Origin of the sequence: Mycolicibacter sinensis (assembly GCF_001667945.1) — a bacterium.
GTDB lineage: Bacteria > Actinomycetota > Actinomycetes > Mycobacteriales > Mycobacteriaceae > Mycobacterium > Mycobacterium sinense_B.
Genome location: NZ_LZJK01000091.1, coordinates 20,638 through 37,764, shown reverse-complemented (window position 1 = coordinate 37,764; position 17,127 = coordinate 20,638). Strand labels below are relative to the sequence as shown.

The 17,127-nt window shown below is 68.3% G+C and carries 16 protein-coding genes; 11 read left to right on the top strand and 5 right to left on the bottom strand.

Going from position 1 to position 17,127, the window contains the following annotated elements:
- The first annotated feature begins 10 nt into the window (after positions 1–10).
- The 7 genes from A5694_RS12765 to A5694_RS12735 are packed head-to-tail and all read left to right on the top strand — an operon-like array spanning position 11 to position 5,111.
- Positions 11–607 (top strand): hypothetical protein, encoded by a 597-nt coding sequence (locus A5694_RS12765; protein ID WP_064922202.1) that lies wholly within the window; start codon positions 11–13, stop codon positions 605–607.
- Between the two features lie 19 nt (positions 608–626).
- The gene (locus A5694_RS12760) at positions 627–1,205 is read left to right on the top strand and encodes a hypothetical protein (RefSeq protein ID WP_064922201.1); all 579 of its coding nucleotides are present in this window, start codon (positions 627–629) and stop codon (positions 1,203–1,205) included.
- On the top strand, positions 1,202–2,002 hold the full coding sequence (locus tag A5694_RS12755) for a mannan-binding protein (protein WP_064922200.1): 801 nt from the start codon (positions 1,202–1,204) through the stop codon (positions 2,000–2,002). The genes A5694_RS12760 and A5694_RS12755 overlap by 4 nt, the downstream gene beginning before the upstream one ends.
- Positions 2,003–2,030: 28 nt before the next feature.
- Positions 2,031–2,210 carry a hypothetical protein gene (locus tag A5694_RS12750; protein ID WP_064922199.1) on the top strand — a complete coding sequence of 60 codons (180 nt, stop codon included), beginning with the start codon at positions 2,031–2,033 and terminating at the stop codon, positions 2,208–2,210.
- Between the two features lie 23 nt (positions 2,211–2,233).
- Positions 2,234–3,115: an oxygenase MpaB family protein gene (locus tag A5694_RS12745; protein WP_064922198.1), complete on the top strand. Its 882-nt coding sequence runs from the start codon at positions 2,234–2,236 to the stop codon at positions 3,113–3,115.
- Positions 3,116–3,117: 2 nt separating this feature from the next.
- Entirely contained in the window at positions 3,118–3,894 is a 777-nt protein-coding gene (locus tag A5694_RS12740) for an oxygenase MpaB family protein (protein WP_234786354.1), read from the top strand.
- Positions 3,891–5,111 (top strand): TetR/AcrR family transcriptional regulator, encoded by a 1,221-nt coding sequence (locus tag A5694_RS12735; protein ID WP_165604296.1) that lies wholly within the window; start codon positions 3,891–3,893, stop codon positions 5,109–5,111. Before A5694_RS12740 ends, A5694_RS12735 begins: the two co-directional genes overlap by 4 nt.
- A 14-nt stretch (positions 5,112–5,125) precedes the next feature.
- Here A5694_RS12735 and A5694_RS12730 read toward each other — a convergent pair whose 3' ends face one another.
- Together A5694_RS12730 and A5694_RS12725 are read right to left on the bottom strand one after the other, a co-directional pair.
- Positions 5,126–8,086: a UPF0182 family protein gene (locus A5694_RS12730; protein WP_064922197.1), complete on the bottom strand. Its 2,961-nt coding sequence runs from the start codon at positions 8,084–8,086 to the stop codon at positions 5,126–5,128.
- Between the two features lie 56 nt (positions 8,087–8,142).
- A complete protein-coding gene (locus A5694_RS12725) occupies positions 8,143–9,162 on the bottom strand; it encodes a YlbL family protein (protein WP_064922196.1) in 1,020 nt (339 codons plus the stop codon).
- A 99-nt stretch (positions 9,163–9,261) separates the two neighbouring features.
- On the opposite strand from A5694_RS12725, the gene A5694_RS12720 reads away from it, so the two are divergent.
- The gene (locus A5694_RS12720; RefSeq protein ID WP_064922195.1) at positions 9,262–10,629 is read left to right on the top strand and encodes a zinc-dependent metalloprotease; all 1,368 of its coding nucleotides are present in this window, start codon (positions 9,262–9,264) and stop codon (positions 10,627–10,629) included.
- A 20-nt stretch (positions 10,630–10,649) separates the two neighbouring features.
- Here A5694_RS12720 and A5694_RS12715 read toward each other — a convergent pair whose 3' ends face one another.
- Positions 10,650–11,537, bottom strand: a complete 888-nt coding sequence (locus A5694_RS12715; RefSeq protein WP_064922194.1) for a lysophospholipid acyltransferase family protein — start codon at positions 11,535–11,537, stop codon at positions 10,650–10,652.
- 46 nt (positions 11,538–11,583) lie between these two features.
- On the opposite strand from A5694_RS12715, the gene A5694_RS12710 reads away from it, so the two are divergent.
- Genes A5694_RS12710 through A5694_RS12700 form a run of 3 tightly spaced genes read left to right on the top strand, consistent with a single transcriptional unit; the run spans position 11,584 to position 14,486 of the window.
- Positions 11,584–12,159: a TetR/AcrR family transcriptional regulator gene (locus tag A5694_RS12710; RefSeq protein WP_064922193.1), complete on the top strand. Its 576-nt coding sequence runs from the start codon at positions 11,584–11,586 to the stop codon at positions 12,157–12,159.
- 40 nt (positions 12,160–12,199) lie between these two features.
- A complete protein-coding gene (locus A5694_RS12705) occupies positions 12,200–13,069 on the top strand; it encodes a TOMM precursor leader peptide-binding protein (RefSeq protein WP_064922192.1) in 870 nt (289 codons plus the stop codon).
- Positions 13,070–13,124: 55 nt separating this feature from the next.
- On the top strand, positions 13,125–14,486 hold the full coding sequence (locus A5694_RS12700) for a macrolide-binding ATPase MABP-1 (protein ID WP_064922191.1): 1,362 nt from the start codon (positions 13,125–13,127) through the stop codon (positions 14,484–14,486).
- 13 nt (positions 14,487–14,499) lie between these two features.
- On the opposite strand, the gene A5694_RS12695 is transcribed toward A5694_RS12700, so the two are convergent.
- A complete protein-coding gene (locus tag A5694_RS12695) occupies positions 14,500–14,766 on the bottom strand; it encodes a WhiB family transcriptional regulator (protein ID WP_064922278.1) in 267 nt (88 codons plus the stop codon).
- A 251-nt stretch (positions 14,767–15,017) separates the two neighbouring features.
- Complete coding sequence (locus A5694_RS12690) at positions 15,018–17,114, bottom strand: ATP-dependent DNA helicase UvrD2 (RefSeq protein WP_064922190.1); 2,097 nt, start codon at positions 17,112–17,114, stop codon at positions 15,018–15,020.
- Positions 17,115–17,127 lie beyond the last annotated feature (13 nt).

Sequence of the window (17,127 nt, the reverse complement as noted above, 5' to 3'; positions counted from 1 at the left end):
GCCGAGCCCCATGGGAAAAGCAGCCGACCCGGACGTCTTCGAGCAACTCGACGACCAACTCGACACGGACACGCCGCGCGACGACGAGACCGCCGCCACCGAAATCGTTGAGCCCGTCGAGCCCCCATCGCGGCGACACCGTACGGCGGCGGCGCTGATCGCCGCCCTGCTGATCGGCGCCCTGGCGTATGCGGGATATGCGGGATGGCGGCTGCATCAAGTCGACGCGCGTGCCGCCGCCGGGCAGGCCGCCCTGGCGGCCGCCAAGGACTACGCCCTCGTGTTGACCACCCTCGACACCGCCGACATCGACGGCAACTACGCCCGTGCACTTGACGGTGCGACCGGACAGTTCAAGGACGCCTACAGCCTGGGGGCCAAGCAGTTACGTCAGATCCTGATCGACAACAAGGCTTCCGGCAAAGGCATCGTCCTGGACGCGGCGGTCAAATCCGCGACCACCAGCCGGGTTGAGGTGTTGCTGTTCGTGGACCAGTCCATCACCAATTCGGTCCGCTCCGACCCACGCCTTGACCGCAACCGGATCCAGATGACCATGGAACTCGTCGACGGCCGGTGGCTGGCCAGCCAGGTCGACCTGATCTGAGCAGCGGGAAGAAGTCGATATGACCATCGTTGAGACGCCCAGTGCCCAGGCGGCACAGGAGATTCCCGCGGCTCCGCCACGCCGCACCCGGTGGCGGCGCGCCGCCCGGGCCACCGCGGTGTTCGGCGCGGCCGCCGTGCTCGCGGGCAGCGGATACCAGAGCTGGCTGCTGTACCAGCAGCATCTGTCCGGCGTTGCCGCCCGCGAAGCACTGGACGCCGCAACGCAATACGCGGTGACCCTCACGACCGCGAATCCGGCCACCGTCGACCGGCAGATCAGCGAGCTGCTGGACCGCTCAACCGGCACCTTCCACGACCGCTACGCCAAGCAGAGCTCCGAGCTTCGCGCGATGCTGGTCGCCAACCAGGTGACCACCAGCGGCACCGTCGTCGACTCGGCTGTCAAATCGGCCGATGCCACCAACGCCACCGTGCTGCTGTTCGTCGAGCAGACCTTCACCAGCGCGGCACTCAAGCAAGCCCCCGCGGGCCGCCCCGAGGCGCCGCCCGACATCACCGCCATGGCGTTCAGCCTGCGCAAAGTAGCCGGACGGTGGCTGGTCAACGATGTCGCGGCAGGACAACAACAGCGATGAGTGCCCACAAAGCGGTCTGCGTCCTGGCGGCCCTGCTCACCGCCGTCAACACGGTGGCGGCCCCACCCGCCATCGGCTCCGCGCCGGATTTCTGCAGTGAACTGCAGGCGAGCTGGGACGGCCAACGGTGCACCACCCTGGTCGTGTCATCACGAAAGCCCGAGCGCTACATTGCTTTTGACCTACCCGAGCCACTACTCGACCACCCGGCGACCGGGCCGGTCGTGCGCGACTTCTACCACCGGCTGATGGCCGGGTGGCGTGCTTCGGGCGCCGAGGCGGCCCGCGACAGCAGCGCAATCGCCTACGTCGACAGCTTTCCCGGCCCCGGCGCAGTGCAGTCACTCGTTATCCATGAATGCCTGGAACCGTTCGGGATGCAGGCCAACAACGCCTACCGCACCTTCGTCTTCGACATGGATCAGGGCCGCCGGCTGGCCCTCGGCGACCTGTTCAAAACGGGTGTCGACCCGATGCGCGTCATCCCTCCCGCCGCTGCGCCGGTGCTATCGGCCGCGTTGAACGCCGCAGCGCCCCCGCACGCCCCGAACACCTATCCCTTCACCGTCGAGGAGTTCCAGCCCGATCCGGCCGGAACCGGCTACACCGGCGGCTATCGGGCCTTCGCGCTGTCGGCCGACGAGCTGATCCTGTATCTGCCCGACGCGCCGATGCTTCGCGAGAACCCGCGGCCGGCGGACCGGCTGGTGTGGTCGATGGATGGCGGCGCCGTCATCGCCCGGGTACCACTCACCGCACTGTCGGCGTCGCTTCGGCCCGAATACGGTGGAACATGAGGCCAGCACTGATAGGAGGACCCAGAAGATGATGCTTCTGGTGCGGCTCATCGATCTGGTCGTCAGCATGCTGCGCATCCTGGCCTCCCCTGAGGCGCGGCTGCTGCGCACCGGCGTGCTGGTGGTGCTGTTCTTCGGCGCACTGGTCGGGGCGGCCGGTCTCATCTGGGGGCTCGCCCAGCTGCCACAGTTCTTCGCCAGTCCGTAGCCCAGATCGAAAGGATCGCTGACATGTCGACCTGCCATGAATTGACCACCGCCGAGACCCGCATCCACGTCGGCCAGTACACCCCGCGCTGGGACGACGAAACCGTCGATCTGACCGAGGCACTGGACTTCTGGTCGGCTGCCGCGTCCGCCGCCAACGTCGTCATGCAGTTGAGCATGCCCGGCGTCGGCTACGGGGTGGTGGAGAGCCGCGTCGAATCCGGTGCGCTGATGGAACATCCGTGGAAACGGTTGCGCACCACCGCCCAATATATGGCCGTCGCAGTGCTCGGTAGCGACGAGGAACGCGCCGCCTACCGGGATGCGGTCAATGTCGCGCACCGTCAGGTTCGCTCGACCGACAGCAGCCCGGTCAAGTACAACGCCTTCGATCGCGACCTGCAACTGTGGGTGGCGGCGTGCCTGTTCGTCTTCTACGAGGACACCTATCAGTTGCTGCGCGGCAAGATGACCGAGGAGCAGGCCGAGAATTTCTACCAGCATGCCCGGCCACTCGGCACCACCCTGCAGGTCAGCGATGACCAATGGCCGGTCACCCGTGCCGAATTCGACACCTACTGGAACACGACATGCCAGAGCCTGGAGATGGATGACACCGTCCGCGACTTCCTGATGCGGCTGATCAACCTCAAGATGATCAACCCGGTGCTGCGGGTGATCTTCGCGCCACTGCTGCGGTTCCTGACGATCGGTTTCCTGGCCCCGCGTTTTCGTGAGCTGCTCGGGGTGCAATGGTCGAAGGCCGAACAACGCCAGTTTGAGAATCTGTTCCTGTTCGTGTCGTTTGTGAACCGCTTCATCCCCCCGTTCATCCGCACGTTCAACTACAGCGTGCTGATGGCCGACCTTCGCTACCGGATCCGGCGACGCAAGGCGCTGATCTGATCATGACGTCACCCGCGGTGCAGGGCCTGGACTCCGACAGCATGCTCTGGCATGTGCTGGCCGACCGGCGTTACCTGTTCGTGTTGCCCAGGGCGGTGTGTCTGCTGATGCTGCACCCGGGCATCGCCGCCGGCATCACCGAGCACGCGCTGATGCGCGATCGCATCTGGCTGCACAAGAAGCGGACTGTCACCCAGGCGGTCAACTACGCCTACACCGGCGTCGACCTGAGCCCCCAGATGCGGTTCTCCCACGAGCATGTCAAGGGTGTCGACAGGTTCGGCCAGAAATATCATGCGCTGAGCCCCGATACCTTTCATTTTCAGCACGCCGCTTACGTAGAGTCCCTCTTCGTCATGGTCAACACGTTCATCCGGCCGCTCGACGGATCCGAACACGAGCAGCTGTACCAGGAATGCTGCACCTGGTACCGCAGGTATGGCATCTCGAGCCGGTCGATGCCGCCGAGCTGGCCGGAGTTCGTCGATTACTTCGAGAACTACTGCCAGACAAAGCTGTTCGCCGGCCCGCACTTCGAGCCGTTCCGAGAACAGATCTTCGCTCCCACCGACTGGTGGATGCGTGTCGTCCCGCACCGGGCCATCCGCGCGCTACAGCATCCGCGTGCCCGAGAACTCACCGGAATCACCGTCACGGCCGCCGACCGGCGCTCCCTGCGACAGTTCGCCCGGCTGGCCCGCCTGTCCACCCTCGCGCCCCGGCACCATTGGAATGCCCGGGCGCGCGCCGCACTTGGCGTCAGGCAAGATTCCCCGTGACTCAACACCTGTCTGAGACAGCACCCCCGGTCCGGCGGCGTCCCAAGGACCGCAAGGATCAGATCGCCCGCGTGGCCGCCGAGGCTTTCAGCGCGCTCGGCTATCACTCCGTCCGGCTGGACTCCATCGCCAGCGAGGTCGGAATCTCCGCTCCTGCCCTGTACCGGCACTACGCCAGCAAGTACGACCTGTTCCGCGACGCGGTGCTGGCGCTGAGCCAGCAACTGCTCGACGCGACCGATCTGCCGGCCGGACCCGCCGACGAACCGGTGCTCGATCGGCTGGTACGGGCCGTTATCGACGTCGCACTGCGCAATCGGGAATCCGGTGGCCTGTACCGCTGGCAGGCGCGCTACCTACGGGAAGCCGACGAGGCCCGCCTGGTCGACCAACTGCGGCTGGTCAACCGCCGCCTGCAGGAGCCGCTGGCCGAACTGCGCCCCACCTCGACTCCGCTGCAGCGGCGGATCCTTTCGGCCGGATTGCTCAGTGTCGCCGGCGGTATCGCCGATCATCGGGTGCGGGCCCCGGCCGAGGACATCAGGAACATACTGACCGGGGCGTCGTCGGCGTTGCTGAACGCCGAGTTGCCCCCGCCGGATGATTTCGCGCCCGGGGCGCCCGCCTGGCGCATCTTCACCCCGGACGCCGGGGTCTACGAAGCGCTGCTGCACGCCTCGATGATGTTGTTCCACCGCCACGGCTACGCAGAGACCAGCATGGCCCAGATCGCCAAGGCGGCCGGCGTGCGGGTCGCGGGGATCTACCGCTACTTCCCCGGCAAGGCCGACATCCTCAGCACCGCACTACGGCGCTCCTCCGATCGGCTCTCAGCGGAACTGTCCCGGGTCAACAGCAGCCGACCGCAACCGCGAGAAGCGCTGGCCCAACTCGTCGATGCCTTTGTCGCCACCTCGTTCGCCAACCCCGAGCTGGCCTCGGTCTACTACAGCGAACGGATCAATCTCACACCGGCCGATCAGAAGGTGCTGCGCAACGTGCAGCGCTCCACGATCGACTCCTGGGTGGCGTTGCTCGTTGCGGTGCGCCCCGAGCTCACCGCAACCCACGCGCGGTTTTTGGTGCACGCGGCGATGGGCCTGGTCGTCGACGTCGGCCGGCTGGTGCACTACGACCGGCCCGGCACGAATGCGGACAACGCCTACCCGCAGGCATGCGTACGTGCACTGATGCGCGCCGTGCTGTTCGGCGCCTGATCAATCGGCAGCCGCTACTTGGTGCTGTTGAACTTCGCCATCGCATCGTCGAGGCGCTGCAGCGCCGCCCCGTAGGCCGCGAAGTCGCCCCGGCGCTGGGTATCGCGCACCGCGGTGATCGCCGCCTCGATCTCGTGCAGCGCGGCGGCTTTCGCCGCAGACAGCCCGGCGTTGCCCGCGGGCGGAGGCGGCACCGCCGCGGCGGGCGGAGCGGCCGGCGGCGGTTGCTGCTGGGCTGCGGTGCCGCCGTCGGTGGGCGCGATGTCGGTTGCCGCCGCGCCGGCTCCCGGACCGAACAAGCCGGTCAGCGCATCAGAAACCGTCGGGCCGTAACCGATCTTGTCGTTGTACATCATCGCCACCCGGATCAGCCGCGGGTACGACGACGCCGCGTCGCTGGAACCCGGTGACGCGTAGACCGGTTCGACGTAGAGCAGCCCGCCCTGGGCCACCGGCAGCGTGAGCAGGTTGCCCCACCGGATGCGGTTCTGGTTGTCGCGCCCGATCACACCGAGGTCCTGGCTGACGGCGGTGTCGGTGGTAATCGCGTTGTTGGCCAGTTTGGGACCGTTGACCTGGCCCGGGATGGTCAGCACCGTGATCTTGCCGTAGGTGTCCGGGTCGGAGCTGGCGCTGATGTAGGCGGCAAGGTAGTCACGCTTGAACCGGTTCATCGCGCTGGTCAACTGATAGGACGCCGAACCGTCCTCTTTGACAAGGTTTTTCGCGACGATGTAGTACGGCGGCTGGAAGCTGCTGGCGGTTGGGTTAGGGTCCAACGGCACATCCCAGAAGTCCGACGTGGAGAAGAACGTCACCGGGTCGTTGACGTGGTACTTGGCCAGCAGCATGCGCTGCACCTTGAACAGGTCTTCGGGGTAGCGCAGGTGCTCGGCGAGCTCGGGGGTGATCTCCGCCTTGGGTTTGACCGTCCCGGGGAACACCTTCATCCAGGCCTTCAGGACCGGGTCCTGCTCGTCCTGGGCGTACAGGCTCACCGTGCCGTCGTAGGCGTCGACGGTGGCCTTGACCGAGTTGCGGATGTAGGACACCCGCCGGTCGGGCAGCAGCCGGTTGAACTCCACCTCCTTGGAGTCCGCGGTCGCCGACGACAGTGAGGTCAGCTGCGAGTAGGGGTAGTTGTCCAATGTGGTGTAGCCGTCGATGATCCACACCAGCCGCTTGTTGACGATCGCGGGGTACACCGTCGAATCGGTGGTCAGCCACGGCGCCACCGCCTGCACCCGGCGAGCCGGGTCGCGGTTGAACAAGATCTTGCTGTCCGAGCCGATCACCGACGAGAACAAGAAGTTGCGTTCGGCGAATTTCGCGGCGAATACGCTGCGGGCCAGCCAGTTTCCGATGCTGACACCGCCGGCACCGGTGTAGGTGTAGTTCTTCGTCTCGACGTTGGTCTCGTAGTCGTATTCGCGGTCGGGGCCATTGCGTCCGACGATCGCGTAATCCGCGACCGTGTCGGCGATCACCGGGCCGTAGTAGATGCGCGGCTGGTCCAGCCGGGCGGGGCCGTCGGAGATCACCGTGCCGTTGGCGCCCACGACGTTCGCCAGAAACTCCGGGTAGCCGCCGTTCTGGTTGGGGTCGTTGGCGATCCCGCGCACGGTGTTGGCCGGCGAGGCGATGAACCCGTTGCCGTGGGTATAGACGGTGTGCCGGTTGATCCAGTCGCGCTGGTTGTCGATCAGCCGATCGGGGTTGAGCTCGCGGGCGGCGACCACGTAGTCGCGCAGCTGGCCGTCGTCGTCGCGATAGCGGTCGATGGTGAGCTGGTCGGGGAAGAAGTAGAAGTTCTTACCCTGCTGGAACTGGGTGAACGCCGGGCTGACGATGGTCGGGTCCAGCAGCCGGATGTTGGACGTGGTGGCGACATCGGCGCCCACCTGCGCGGCGGTGGCCCGCGCGTCACCGCTGTAGTCGCGGTAGGTGACCACGTCCTCGGTCAGCCCGTAGGCCTGCCTGGTCGCGGCGATCGACCGCGAGATGTATTCGCTCTCCTTCTGCGCCGCGTTGGGCTTGACGCTGAACTGTTCCACGATCAGCGGCCAGCCGGCGCCGACGACCACCGACGACAGCAGCAACAACACCAGGCCGATCGCCGGAATCTGCAAGTCGCGCAGCACGATCGCTGAGAACACCGCTACCGCGCAGATCAGCGCGATCGCCAGCAGGATCATCTTGGCGGGCAGCACCGCGTTGATGTCGGTGTAGCCGGCCCCGGTGAACGGCTTGCCGGTGCGGGTGTGGCTGAGCAGCTCGTAGCGGTCCAGCCAGTAGGCGGCGGCCTTGAGCAGCACCAGGGTGCCGATCAGGCTGACCACCTGGATGCGCGCCGGCCGGCTCAAGGCGCCGGCACGCCCGGAGAGCCGGATCCCGCCGAAGATGTAGTGGGTGGTCAGGTTCGCAACCGTGGCCAGGAAGAACGTCACCAGCAGCAGCCCCACCACCAGCCGGTAGAACGGCAAGTCGAAGGCGTAGAACCCGAGGTCCTTGCCGAACTGCGGATCGGCGATGCCGAAGTCGCCGCCACGCAGGAACAGCTGGATGCGCACCCAGTAGCTCTGGGCGACGATTCCGGCCAGCAGGCCGATCGCCGCCGGAATCCCGAATCCGACCAACCGCAGCCGCGTCAACACCGCGGTGCGATAGCGCGCCACAGGATCGTTGGCGCCGCCCGAGGGCACGAACACCGGCCGGACCCGGAAGGCCATTGCCAGCCCGGCGAACACGATCCCGCCGACGAGCAGCCCCACCACCACGAAGGCGATCAGGCGGGTCAGCAACGTTGTGACGAACACCGAGCGGTAGCCGAGCTCCCCGAACCACAACCAGTCGACGTAACCGTCGATCAGCCGCGGCCCCACCAGCAGCAACAGGATCACGACGAGCGCGCTGCCGATCATGATCCGGCTGCGCGGGGTCAACTTCGGCATTCTCGCGGTGGGCCGCATACCCACGTGCCACGCTCCCTAGCTCGGTTGTCCTGACGGCCCCACTGTAGCCAACCCGGGCTTCAGCAAGAGGGTGGCTGACCTCCGCCGGTGAGGGTGTGCAACGCATCCACCGCCTGAGCGAGGCTGTCGACCTTGATCAGTTGCAACCCGTTGTTGTCCGACCGGGCCTCATAGCAGTTCTCTGCCGGTACCAGAAACACCGTCGCACCCGCCTCGCGGGCGGCGATCATTTTGTGCGTGATGCCGCCGATCGCGTCGACCTGGCCGTTGGCTTTGATGACCCCAGTGCCGGCGATGAAGTTCTCGCCGGCCAACCCGCCCGTGCTGAGTTTGTCGACGACGGCCAGGGAGAACATCAGCCCGGCGGAGGGACCGCCGATATTGGCGAGGTTGAAGTCGATGGTGAACGGCGCCCACGGCGCGTCTAGCACCGACACGCCCAGGAAACCGTTGGGACGATCCTTGTTCTCTCCTAGCGTAATCCGCGCTGTGCCGGGCGGGGCGTTCTTACGCCGGTAGTCGATGGCCACCGTCTCGCCCGGCTTGGTGCCGGCCAGCTTCGCGGTGAACTGTTCGACGGTGTATACGGGTTCGCCGTTGACGGCGTCCACGGCATCACCGGCCTGCAACGCGCCGGCCGACGGCCCGGGATCGTGGACGTCGGCGACGGTGACCGCCCGCGGGTAGCGCAGGTAACCCAGCGCGGCGTATTCGGCGCTTTGCTCGGACGCCCGGAAATCGGCGTCGTTGTCCTCGTCGACTTCCTCGCGGGACTTGCCGGGCGGATAGACCAGGTCACGGGGCACGAGCTGTTCGCGTGCCGACAGCCACAGCGCCAGCGCCTCTCCCAGCGTCAGCCCGTCACGCTGGGACACCGTGGTCATGTTCAGGTGACCGGTCGTGGGATGGGTCGTGGTGCCCTGGATGTCGACGACCTGCTTGCCGTCGACCATCCCCAGGGTGTCGAAGGTGGGGCCGGGCCCCAGCGACACGAAGGGCACGGTGACCGCCGCCAGCAGTACGCCGAACACGGCCACCGGCAGCAGTGCCGCCAGCAGCGTCAGAATCCGCCTGTTCACCCCGGGTATGGTAAACGGCCACGGCCCGGGCAGCTCCGGGCCGGACCGTCGGCGGTTGCGTGTCGCAGTCGGCGGGCGCCGGTGGGTACGGTTGTGTCTATGGCTGATCTGCCCTTCGGTTTCTCTTCGGGGGACGACCCCGACCGCGAGCGGCCCGGGGGGCGCGATCCTGGTTCGGGCCCCGGACCGACCGATCCGTTCGGGATGGGCGCCGGTTTCAACATCGCCGATCTGGGCCAGCTCTTCACCCAGCTCGGCCAGATGTTCAGCGGTGCCGGCACGGTGGCCGCCGGCGGCCGACCGTCGTCCGGGCCGGTGAATTACGACCTGGCCCGCCAGGTCGCGGCCCGCTCGATCGGTTCTGTCGCGCCGGTCACGGCGTCGACCGCCAGCGCCATCGGCGATGCCGTGCATCTGGCCGAGACGTGGCTCAACGGGGTGACCTCATTGCCGGCCGGCACCACCGGTTCGGCCGCGTGGACCCCGGTGGACTGGGTGGAGCACACCATGGCCACCTGGCAGCGACTGTGCGACCCGATGGCCGAGCAGGTGTCGTCGGTGTGGGCCTCGGCGCTGCCAGAGGAGGCCAAGAGCATGGCCGGTCCCCTGCTGTCGGTGATGTCGCAGATGGGCGGGCTGGCCTTCGGATCGCAGCTGGGCCAGGCACTGGGCCGGCTTTCCGGGGAGATACTGACCTCGACCGACATCGGATTACCGTTGGGACCCAAGGGAATTGCGGCCCTGATGCCCGGCGCGATCGAGGAGCTGGCGAGCGGCCTGGAGCAGCCGCGCAGCGAGATCGTCACCTTTTTGGCCGCCCGCGAGGCCGCCCACCACCGGCTGTTCAGCCACGTGCCGTGGCTGGCCAACCAGCTACTCAGCGCCGTGGAGGCCTACGCCCGCGGGATGAAGATCGACATCCGGGGAATCGAAGAGCTCGCGCAGGGATTCGACCCGGCTTCGATGGCCGACCCCTCGGCGATGGAGGAGTTGCTGAACCAGGGGGTGTTCGAGCCGCAGTCGACCCCGGAGCAGCTGGCTGCCCTGGAGCGGCTGGAGACCCTGCTGGCCCTGATCGAGGGCTGGGTGCGCACGGTGGTGACCGCGGCGCTGGGCGATCGCATCCCGGGCACCGCTGCGCTGTCGGAGACGCTGCGGCGCCGCCGCGCCACCGGCGGCCCGGCCGAGCAGACCTTCGCCACCCTGGTCGGCCTGGAACTGCGCCCGCGCAAGTTGCGCGAAGCCGCGGTGCTGTGGGAGCGGCTGACCACCGCCGTCGGTATCGACGCCCGCGACCGGGTGTGGCAGCACCCCGACCTGCTGCCGGCGGCCGCCGACCTCGACGACCCGGCTGCGTTCATCGACCGGATCCTGGGCGGCGACACCAGCGGCATCGACTCCGCGATCGACCAGGCGATCGCCGAGTTCCAGCGGGATGCCGACGGCAGCGGCGACACCGACGACTGACGGGCAGTCCGGCCGAAGGCTCAGTTGCGTCCTGCCACGGGCCCAGTCGCCTCGGCCGGTGAGATCGCGTGCCGCCAGGCCAAGGGATTGAGATGGCGATAGGGGTCGCCGGCGCGGATCTCACGCAGTTCGGCCAAGATCCGCTCGAGCGATTGTTGAGTCTTCTCCCGCACGGTGGCAACCCATTTCTCGGTCGCGACGCGGGCGGGCTTGGTGGTGTCGATCGGGGCACCGAAACGTAAGTACATCCGCTGCGGTCGCGGGATGAGGGTCGGCCCGATGCCGTGCTGCAGCGGTAGCGCCATGTCCGGAGGCCCTGACAGCCGTCGAGCCAGCGCAGAGCTGAAGCGCTCCCAGCTGCCTCCGCGACGACTCACGCTTCGATAGACGTCGTCACCACCAACTAGTCCGACAGGCACGATCGGATACTGGTATTCGACTGCGAGACGGGCGAATCCGGCGCGGCCCTGCCAACGCAGGGTGTACTCCTCCCCTTTGAACTTGGGAATCTCACGGCCGCCGCCGGGAAACACCAGAATGGGTTCGTTGTGGCGCATCAGTTCGCGGACGGGCTCGGGCGCGCCCACCAGCGCCCCCGCTGCGGCGAGCAGATCGCGAGCGGGCCCTCGCATGCGCCCGAACTGCCGGTCCGTCAGCGGCCGTACCCGTTTGCCGATCCCGCGCCGAACGTGGAAAGGGATCAACAGGGCTTCGATGCTGACCTGGGTGTGGTTGCCCACCAAGAGAAATCGGCCATCGCCAGGAAGGTTCTCGAGCCCCTCGACATAGGGACGGTATGCCTCGACGAGGGGCGTGACCGCGTCGGCGACGGCCTCCACAGCCCGCCGCATCGCCTCGACTCGCGGCGGGTGGTTCAAGATCGCGTCGGTGTCTTGGAGGACATGCATGTGCTCACAGTACAGAACGAACTAGTTCGTATGGTTAGATCTTGCTGTGCGAAGAAGCGCGACTGAGCTGCGGGGCCAGATACTTGACGCTGCCCGTGCGGAGTTTGCTCGTCATGGCCTCGCCGGCTCACGCATCGATCGCATTGCCCGGACGTCGCACGCCAGCAAGGAACGCCTCTACGCCCACTTCGGTGACAAGGAAGCACTGTTTCGGGACGTGGTGGCGACCGATGTGGCGGCGTTCTATCGGTCGGTCACCCTGCGCCCCGACGCGGTGCCCGAATTCGCAGGCGACGTCTACGATTTGGGCAGAAACAGCCCCGAGCACCTGCGCATGATCAGCTGGGCGCGCCTGGAAGGCCTGGCCCTCGACCAGCCGCACGCCGACGGACAGGCGATCTTTGAGCACGCGGTGGCCGCCATCGAAACCGCCCAGAACGGCGGTTATGTCGACCGCTGCTGGCAACCGCTCGATCTGCTGGCCCTGCTGTTCGGTATCGGCCTGGCCTGGGCCCACGCACCCGATCCGTACGAGACCATCACCGACCCCGCCGTCATCGCACGCCAACGGAGCGCCGCCGTGGAGGCCGCGCGGCGCATCGTGGCGCACCCCTGTGGATGACGGGAGGATTCTCGCCGCCGGCCATGGCAGGGTCGCGTCCGTGACAAGGGTTGGTTCCCAGACCTCCAGCTACACCCTCGATCCGGCGCTGCCGGTGTTGCTGCGCCCCGACGGTGCCGTCCAGGTCGGCTGGGATCCGCGCCGGGCGGTACTCGTGCATCCGCCACGCGGGCTGAGCGCGGCCGCGCTGGCCAGCGTCCTGCGCTGCATGCAGATCCCGACCACCGTCGCCGCGCTGCGCCAGCAAGCCGCCCAGCACGGCCCGGTGGACATTGAGGAGCTGGACGACCTGCTTGCCGCGCTGGTGGCGGCGCGCGTCGTCGTGCGCGGCGCCGACGGCCGCCGTCAATGCCGCACGGTCTCGCTGCGGGTGCATGGCCGCGGCCCGCTGTCGGATCTGCTGATCGAATCGCTGCGCTGCTCGAGCGCCGTGGTCCGGCACAGTAGTCATCCGCACGCCGCAGTCAGCACCGCCGGGACCGATCTGGTGGTGCTCTCGGACTACCTGATCACCGACCCGCGGCTGGTACGCGAGCTGCATGCCGAGCGGGTGCCGCACCTGCCGGTGCGGGTGCGCGACGGCACCGGGTTGGTCGGCCCGCTGGTCCTGCCGGGGGTCACCAGCTGTCTGGGCTGCGCCGATCTGCACCGCCGGGACCGGGACGCCTCCTGGCCGGCGGTGGCCGCCCAACTGCGCCACACCGTCGCGCACACCGACCGCGCGACGGCCCTGGCGACGGCAGCGCTGGCACTGAGTCAGATCGACCGGGTGATCGCCGCGGTGCGTGGCGCGGCGGTCGATCGGGAGCTGGCCGCACCTCCGACGCTGAACGCCACTCTGGAGCTGGATCTGGCCACCGGGTCGATCATGAGAAGGCGGTGGACGCGGCACCCGCTGTGCGATTGCTGACCTCGCGCCCGCCCCCGGCGATTTCCCACGCGGTGACCGGCGCCACAAGCACATCATGGATGATGGACACGTGTCAGAAATCAAGCGCGGGAGCGCGGCGCGCAATGCGAAGCTGGCCAGTCTGCCCGTCGGCTTCGCCGGCCGGGCCGCCCTCGGTCTCGGGAAGCGGCTGACCGGCAAGTCCAAGGACGCGGTCACCGCCGAGCTCATGGAGAAGGCGGCCAACCAGTTGTTCACCGTCTTGGGTGAACTCAAGGGCGGCGCCATGAAGGTCGGTCAAGCGCTGTCGGTGATGGAGGCGGCCATCCCCGAGGAGTTCGGCGAGCCCTACCGGGAGGCCCTGACCAAGCTGCAGAAGGACGCGCCGCCGTTGCCCGCGGACAAGGTGCACCGGGTGCTCGACGCCCAGCTGGGCACCAAGTGGCGGGAACGGTTCTTCGAGTTCGACGACACCCCGATCGCCTCGGCCAGCATCGGCCAGGTGCACAAGGCGGTGTGGGGCGACGGCCGTCCCGTCGCGGTCAAGATCCAGTACCCCGGAGCCGACGAGGCGCTGCGCGCCGACCTCAAGACGATCCGGCGGTTGACCGGCGTCTTCAAGCAGCTGGCACCCGGTGTGGACGTCAAGGGCGTCATCGACGAGCTGATCGAGCGCACCGAGATGGAGCTGGACTACCGGCTCGAAGCCGACAACCAGCGGATCTTCGCCAAGGCCTACGCGGGCCACCCGCACTTTCTCATCCCGAACGTGGTGGCCAGCGCGCCCAAGACGGTGATCCAGGAGTGGATCGACGGCGTCGGCATGGCCGAGATCATCCGTAACGGCACAGTCGAGCAGCGTGACCTGATGGGCACCCGGCTGGCCGAGTTCACCTGGGACGCGGCGCGCCGGCTGGAGCTGATCCACGGCGACGCCCACCCGGGCAACTTCATGCTGCTACCGGACGGCCGGATGGGCGTGATCGACTTCGGGGCGGTGGCGCCGATGCCCGGCGGCTTCCCGCCGGAGCTGGGCGCCGCCGTGCGCTTCGCCCGGGACAAGGACTACGAACAGGTCATTGCGACGATGCGCCGGGGCGGCTTCATCCAGAAAGGTCAGGACGTCTCGGTGCGCGAGATCGACGAGATGCTGCGCCAGTACGTCGAGCCGGTCGAGGTCGAGACGTTCCACTACAGCCGCAAGTGGCTGATGAGAATGGCCGGCAAACAGCTGGAACGCCCCGTCGAGCAACTCAAGACCGCCCGTCAGCTCGACCTGCCGCCCAAACTGGCGATGCCGATGCGGGTGTTGGCCTCGACCACGGCGATCATGTGTCAGCTGGATGCGCACGTGCCGATCAAACGGCTCTCCGAGGAATTGGTGCCGGGTTTCGTCCCCGACCCCGACAGCGACGCCATGGTCGGGCCCTCCGCCTGAGCCGGCACGCCACTCACGCGGCCACCGGCTCCTTGCGCGGCCGGCCGCGGGGTCGCTTGCGGCTGATGACCGCGCCGCGGTCGAGGATCTCGCCGCCCCACACTCCCCAGGGTTCGGCACGCTGCAACGCCAGCGCCAGGCACTGCCGGCGGATCGGGCAGCCGCCGCACAGCGTCTTGGCCCGCTCCAGGTCGGCGGGGTCGTCGGCGAACCACAGGTCGGGTTCGCGATTGCACGGCAGTTCCCGACGTCTTCGGTTGCATGCTGTGGTGCTGGACATGGTGGTCACCTGCTTTCGGGGGTCTGATCAGGGAGCCGCGCAAAAAATATGGCCACGGATCCTGGTGGAGGTCCGTGGCCATCGGGCGGGTTGAGCTGATGCGTTAGACAAAACCCCGATGCACGGACACGCCGGCAGCGGCATGCGCCGCCGCGGCAGCCGCACGTACGCCGATCGTGTTCGGGGTGTTCATGGTTAGGCAGGTTAACCGTTGCCGCGTGCGATGCACAACTGATTTTTAACCTGCGCGTTCAGCCCCGGTTGCGCACCAGCTCGAGCACATCGGAGCCGAACTGTTCCAGCTTGCGCGCACCGATGCCCGGGATGGCGACCAGGGCGGCCTCGTCGGTGGGCAGCATCTCGGCGATCGCGGTCAGCGTGTTGTCGGAAAAGACGATGTAGGCGGGCACTTTCAGCTCGGTGGCGGTGCGCAGCCGCCAGTCCTTGAGCGCCACCAGCAGCTCGGTGTCGACCTCGGCCGCGCAGGTTTCGCAGCGGCTCAACATGATGGCCGCCGGGGTGGCCAGCGCCTTGCTGCAGACCCGGCAGTGCTTCGGGGCACCGCGGGCCCGGCGCCGGGTGGGCGACGACGCCGCGGCATCGGCTTGCGGGGCGATCCCGCTGAGGAACCGCGACGGCTTGCGGGAGGCCCGGCCGCCCGGGGCGCGGGCCAGCGCCCAGCTCAACGCCAGGTGCACCCGGGCGCGGGTGACGCCGACGTAGAGCAGCCGGCGTTCTTCTTCGACGGCCTCGCTGTCGGGGCCGTGCGCCAGGGCATGCGAGATCGGCAGGGTCCCGTCGGCCAGGCCCACCAGGAACACCGCATCCCACTCCAGGCCTTTGGCGGCGTGCAGCGAGGCGAGCGTGACGCCCTGCACCGTCGGCGGGTGGCGGGCATCAGCGCGCATCCGCAGCTCGGCCAGCAGTCCGGGCAAATCCAGGTCCGGGCGCTGCGCGACTTCGTCGTCGACAAGTTCGGCCAGCGCGCCGAGCGCCTCCCAGCGTTCCCGCGCCTTGGCCCCGCTCGGCGGTTCGGCCGTCAGCCCCAGGGGTTCGAGCACGCCGCGCACCGTGTCGGGCAGCGGCCCGTCGGCTCCGCGCTCTGCGGCGCGCCGCAACGCCACCAGCGCCTGACGGATCTCCTGGCGGGTGAAGAACCCCTCGCCCCCGCGGACCTGGTAGGCGATGCCGGCCTCGGTGAGCGCCTCCTCGTACACCTCCGACTGGGCGTTGATCCGGTACAACACGGCGATCTCGGCCGGCGCCGTGCCGCCCTCGATCAGCCGGGCGATCGAGGTGGCCACCGCAGCGGCCTCGGCGACCTCATCGGGATACTCGCGAAAAGTCGGCACCGGCCCGGGGTCCCGCTGACCGATCAGCTTGAGCTTGCTGCCCGCCACCCGGCCGCGGGCCGCGGCGATCACCCGGTTGGCCAGCGACACCACCTCCGGGGTGGAGCGGTAGTCGCGTTCCAGACGCACCAGGGCGGCGTCGGGGAACCGGCGGGTGAAGTCGAGCAGGTAGCGCGGCGAGGCGCCGGTGAACGAGTAGATGGTCTGGTTGGCGTCGCCGACCACGGTCAGGTCGTCGCGTGGGCCCAGCCACGCCGACAACACCCGCTGCTGCAGCGGGGTGACGTCCTGGTATTCGTCGACGACGAAGCAGCGGTAGCGGTCCCGGAATTCGGCGGCCACCGCCGCGTCGTTCTCGATCGCGGCGGCGGTGTGCAGCAGGAGATCATCGAAGTCGAGCATCGCCACGTCGCCGCGGGCCTTGAGCGCCTCGTAGCCGGCGTAGATCTCGGCGAGCTTGCCGGCGTCCACCGGGGTGTCCCGGCCGGCGGCCGCCACCGCCTCGGGGTACTGCTCCGGCCCGATCAGCGAGGCCTTGGCCCACTCGATCTCGCCGGCCACGTCGCGCACGTCGTCGTTGGAGAGGCGCAGCCCGGCATGGCCGGCGGCCCGAGCGACCACGCCGAACTTGCGGTCCAGCAGTTCCCAGGCGGTGTCACCGACCACCCGCGGCCAGAAGTAGCGCAGCTGCCGGCGCGCGGCGGCGTGGAAGGTCAGCGCCTGCACCGCGCCGACGCCGGCCCCGTTGCCGGCGGCGTTGCCCAGGGCGCGCAGCCGAGAGCGCATCTCACCGGCGGCGCGCTGGGTGAACGTCACCGCCAGCACCTGTCCGGGTCCGACATGGCCGGCTGCGACCAGGTGGGCGATCCGGTGGGTGATGGTGCGGGTCTTGCCGGTCCCGGCACCGGCCAGCACACACACCGGCCCCCGCGGCGCCAGCACGGCGGCGCGCTGCTCGTCGTCCAAGCCGGCGATCAACCCGTCCACGGCGTCCATCTTGACAGGGACC

Bases quoted from the DNA above. Each gene is read 5' to 3' on its own strand.
- A5694_RS12765 (WP_064922202.1), top strand. From the start codon at position 11: ATGGGAAAAGCAGCCGACCCGGACGTCTTCGAGCAACTCGACGACCAA.
- A5694_RS12760 (WP_064922201.1), top strand. From the start codon at position 627: ATGACCATCGTTGAGACGCCCAGTGCCCAGGCGGCACAGGAGATTCCC.
- A5694_RS12755 (WP_064922200.1), top strand. From the start codon at position 1,202: ATGAGTGCCCACAAAGCGGTCTGCGTCCTGGCGGCCCTGCTCACCGCC.
- A5694_RS12750 (WP_064922199.1), top strand. From the start codon at position 2,031: ATGATGCTTCTGGTGCGGCTCATCGATCTGGTCGTCAGCATGCTGCGC.
- A5694_RS12745 (WP_064922198.1), top strand. From the start codon at position 2,234: ATGTCGACCTGCCATGAATTGACCACCGCCGAGACCCGCATCCACGTC.
- A5694_RS12740 (WP_234786354.1), top strand. From the start codon at position 3,118: ATGACGTCACCCGCGGTGCAGGGCCTGGACTCCGACAGCATGCTCTGG.
- A5694_RS12720 (WP_064922195.1), top strand. From the start codon at position 9,262: ATGGCTGATCTGCCCTTCGGTTTCTCTTCGGGGGACGACCCCGACCGC.
- A5694_RS12715 (WP_064922194.1), bottom strand. From the start codon at position 11,537: ATGCATGTCCTCCAAGACACCGACGCGATCTTGAACCACCCGCCGCGA.
- A5694_RS12700 (WP_064922191.1), top strand. From the start codon at position 13,125: ATGGATGATGGACACGTGTCAGAAATCAAGCGCGGGAGCGCGGCGCGC.
- A5694_RS12695 (WP_064922278.1), bottom strand. From the start codon at position 14,766: ATGTCCAGCACCACAGCATGCAACCGAAGACGTCGGGAACTGCCGTGC.
- A5694_RS12690 (WP_064922190.1), bottom strand. From the start codon at position 17,114: ATGGACGCCGTGGACGGGTTGATCGCCGGCTTGGACGACGAGCAGCGC.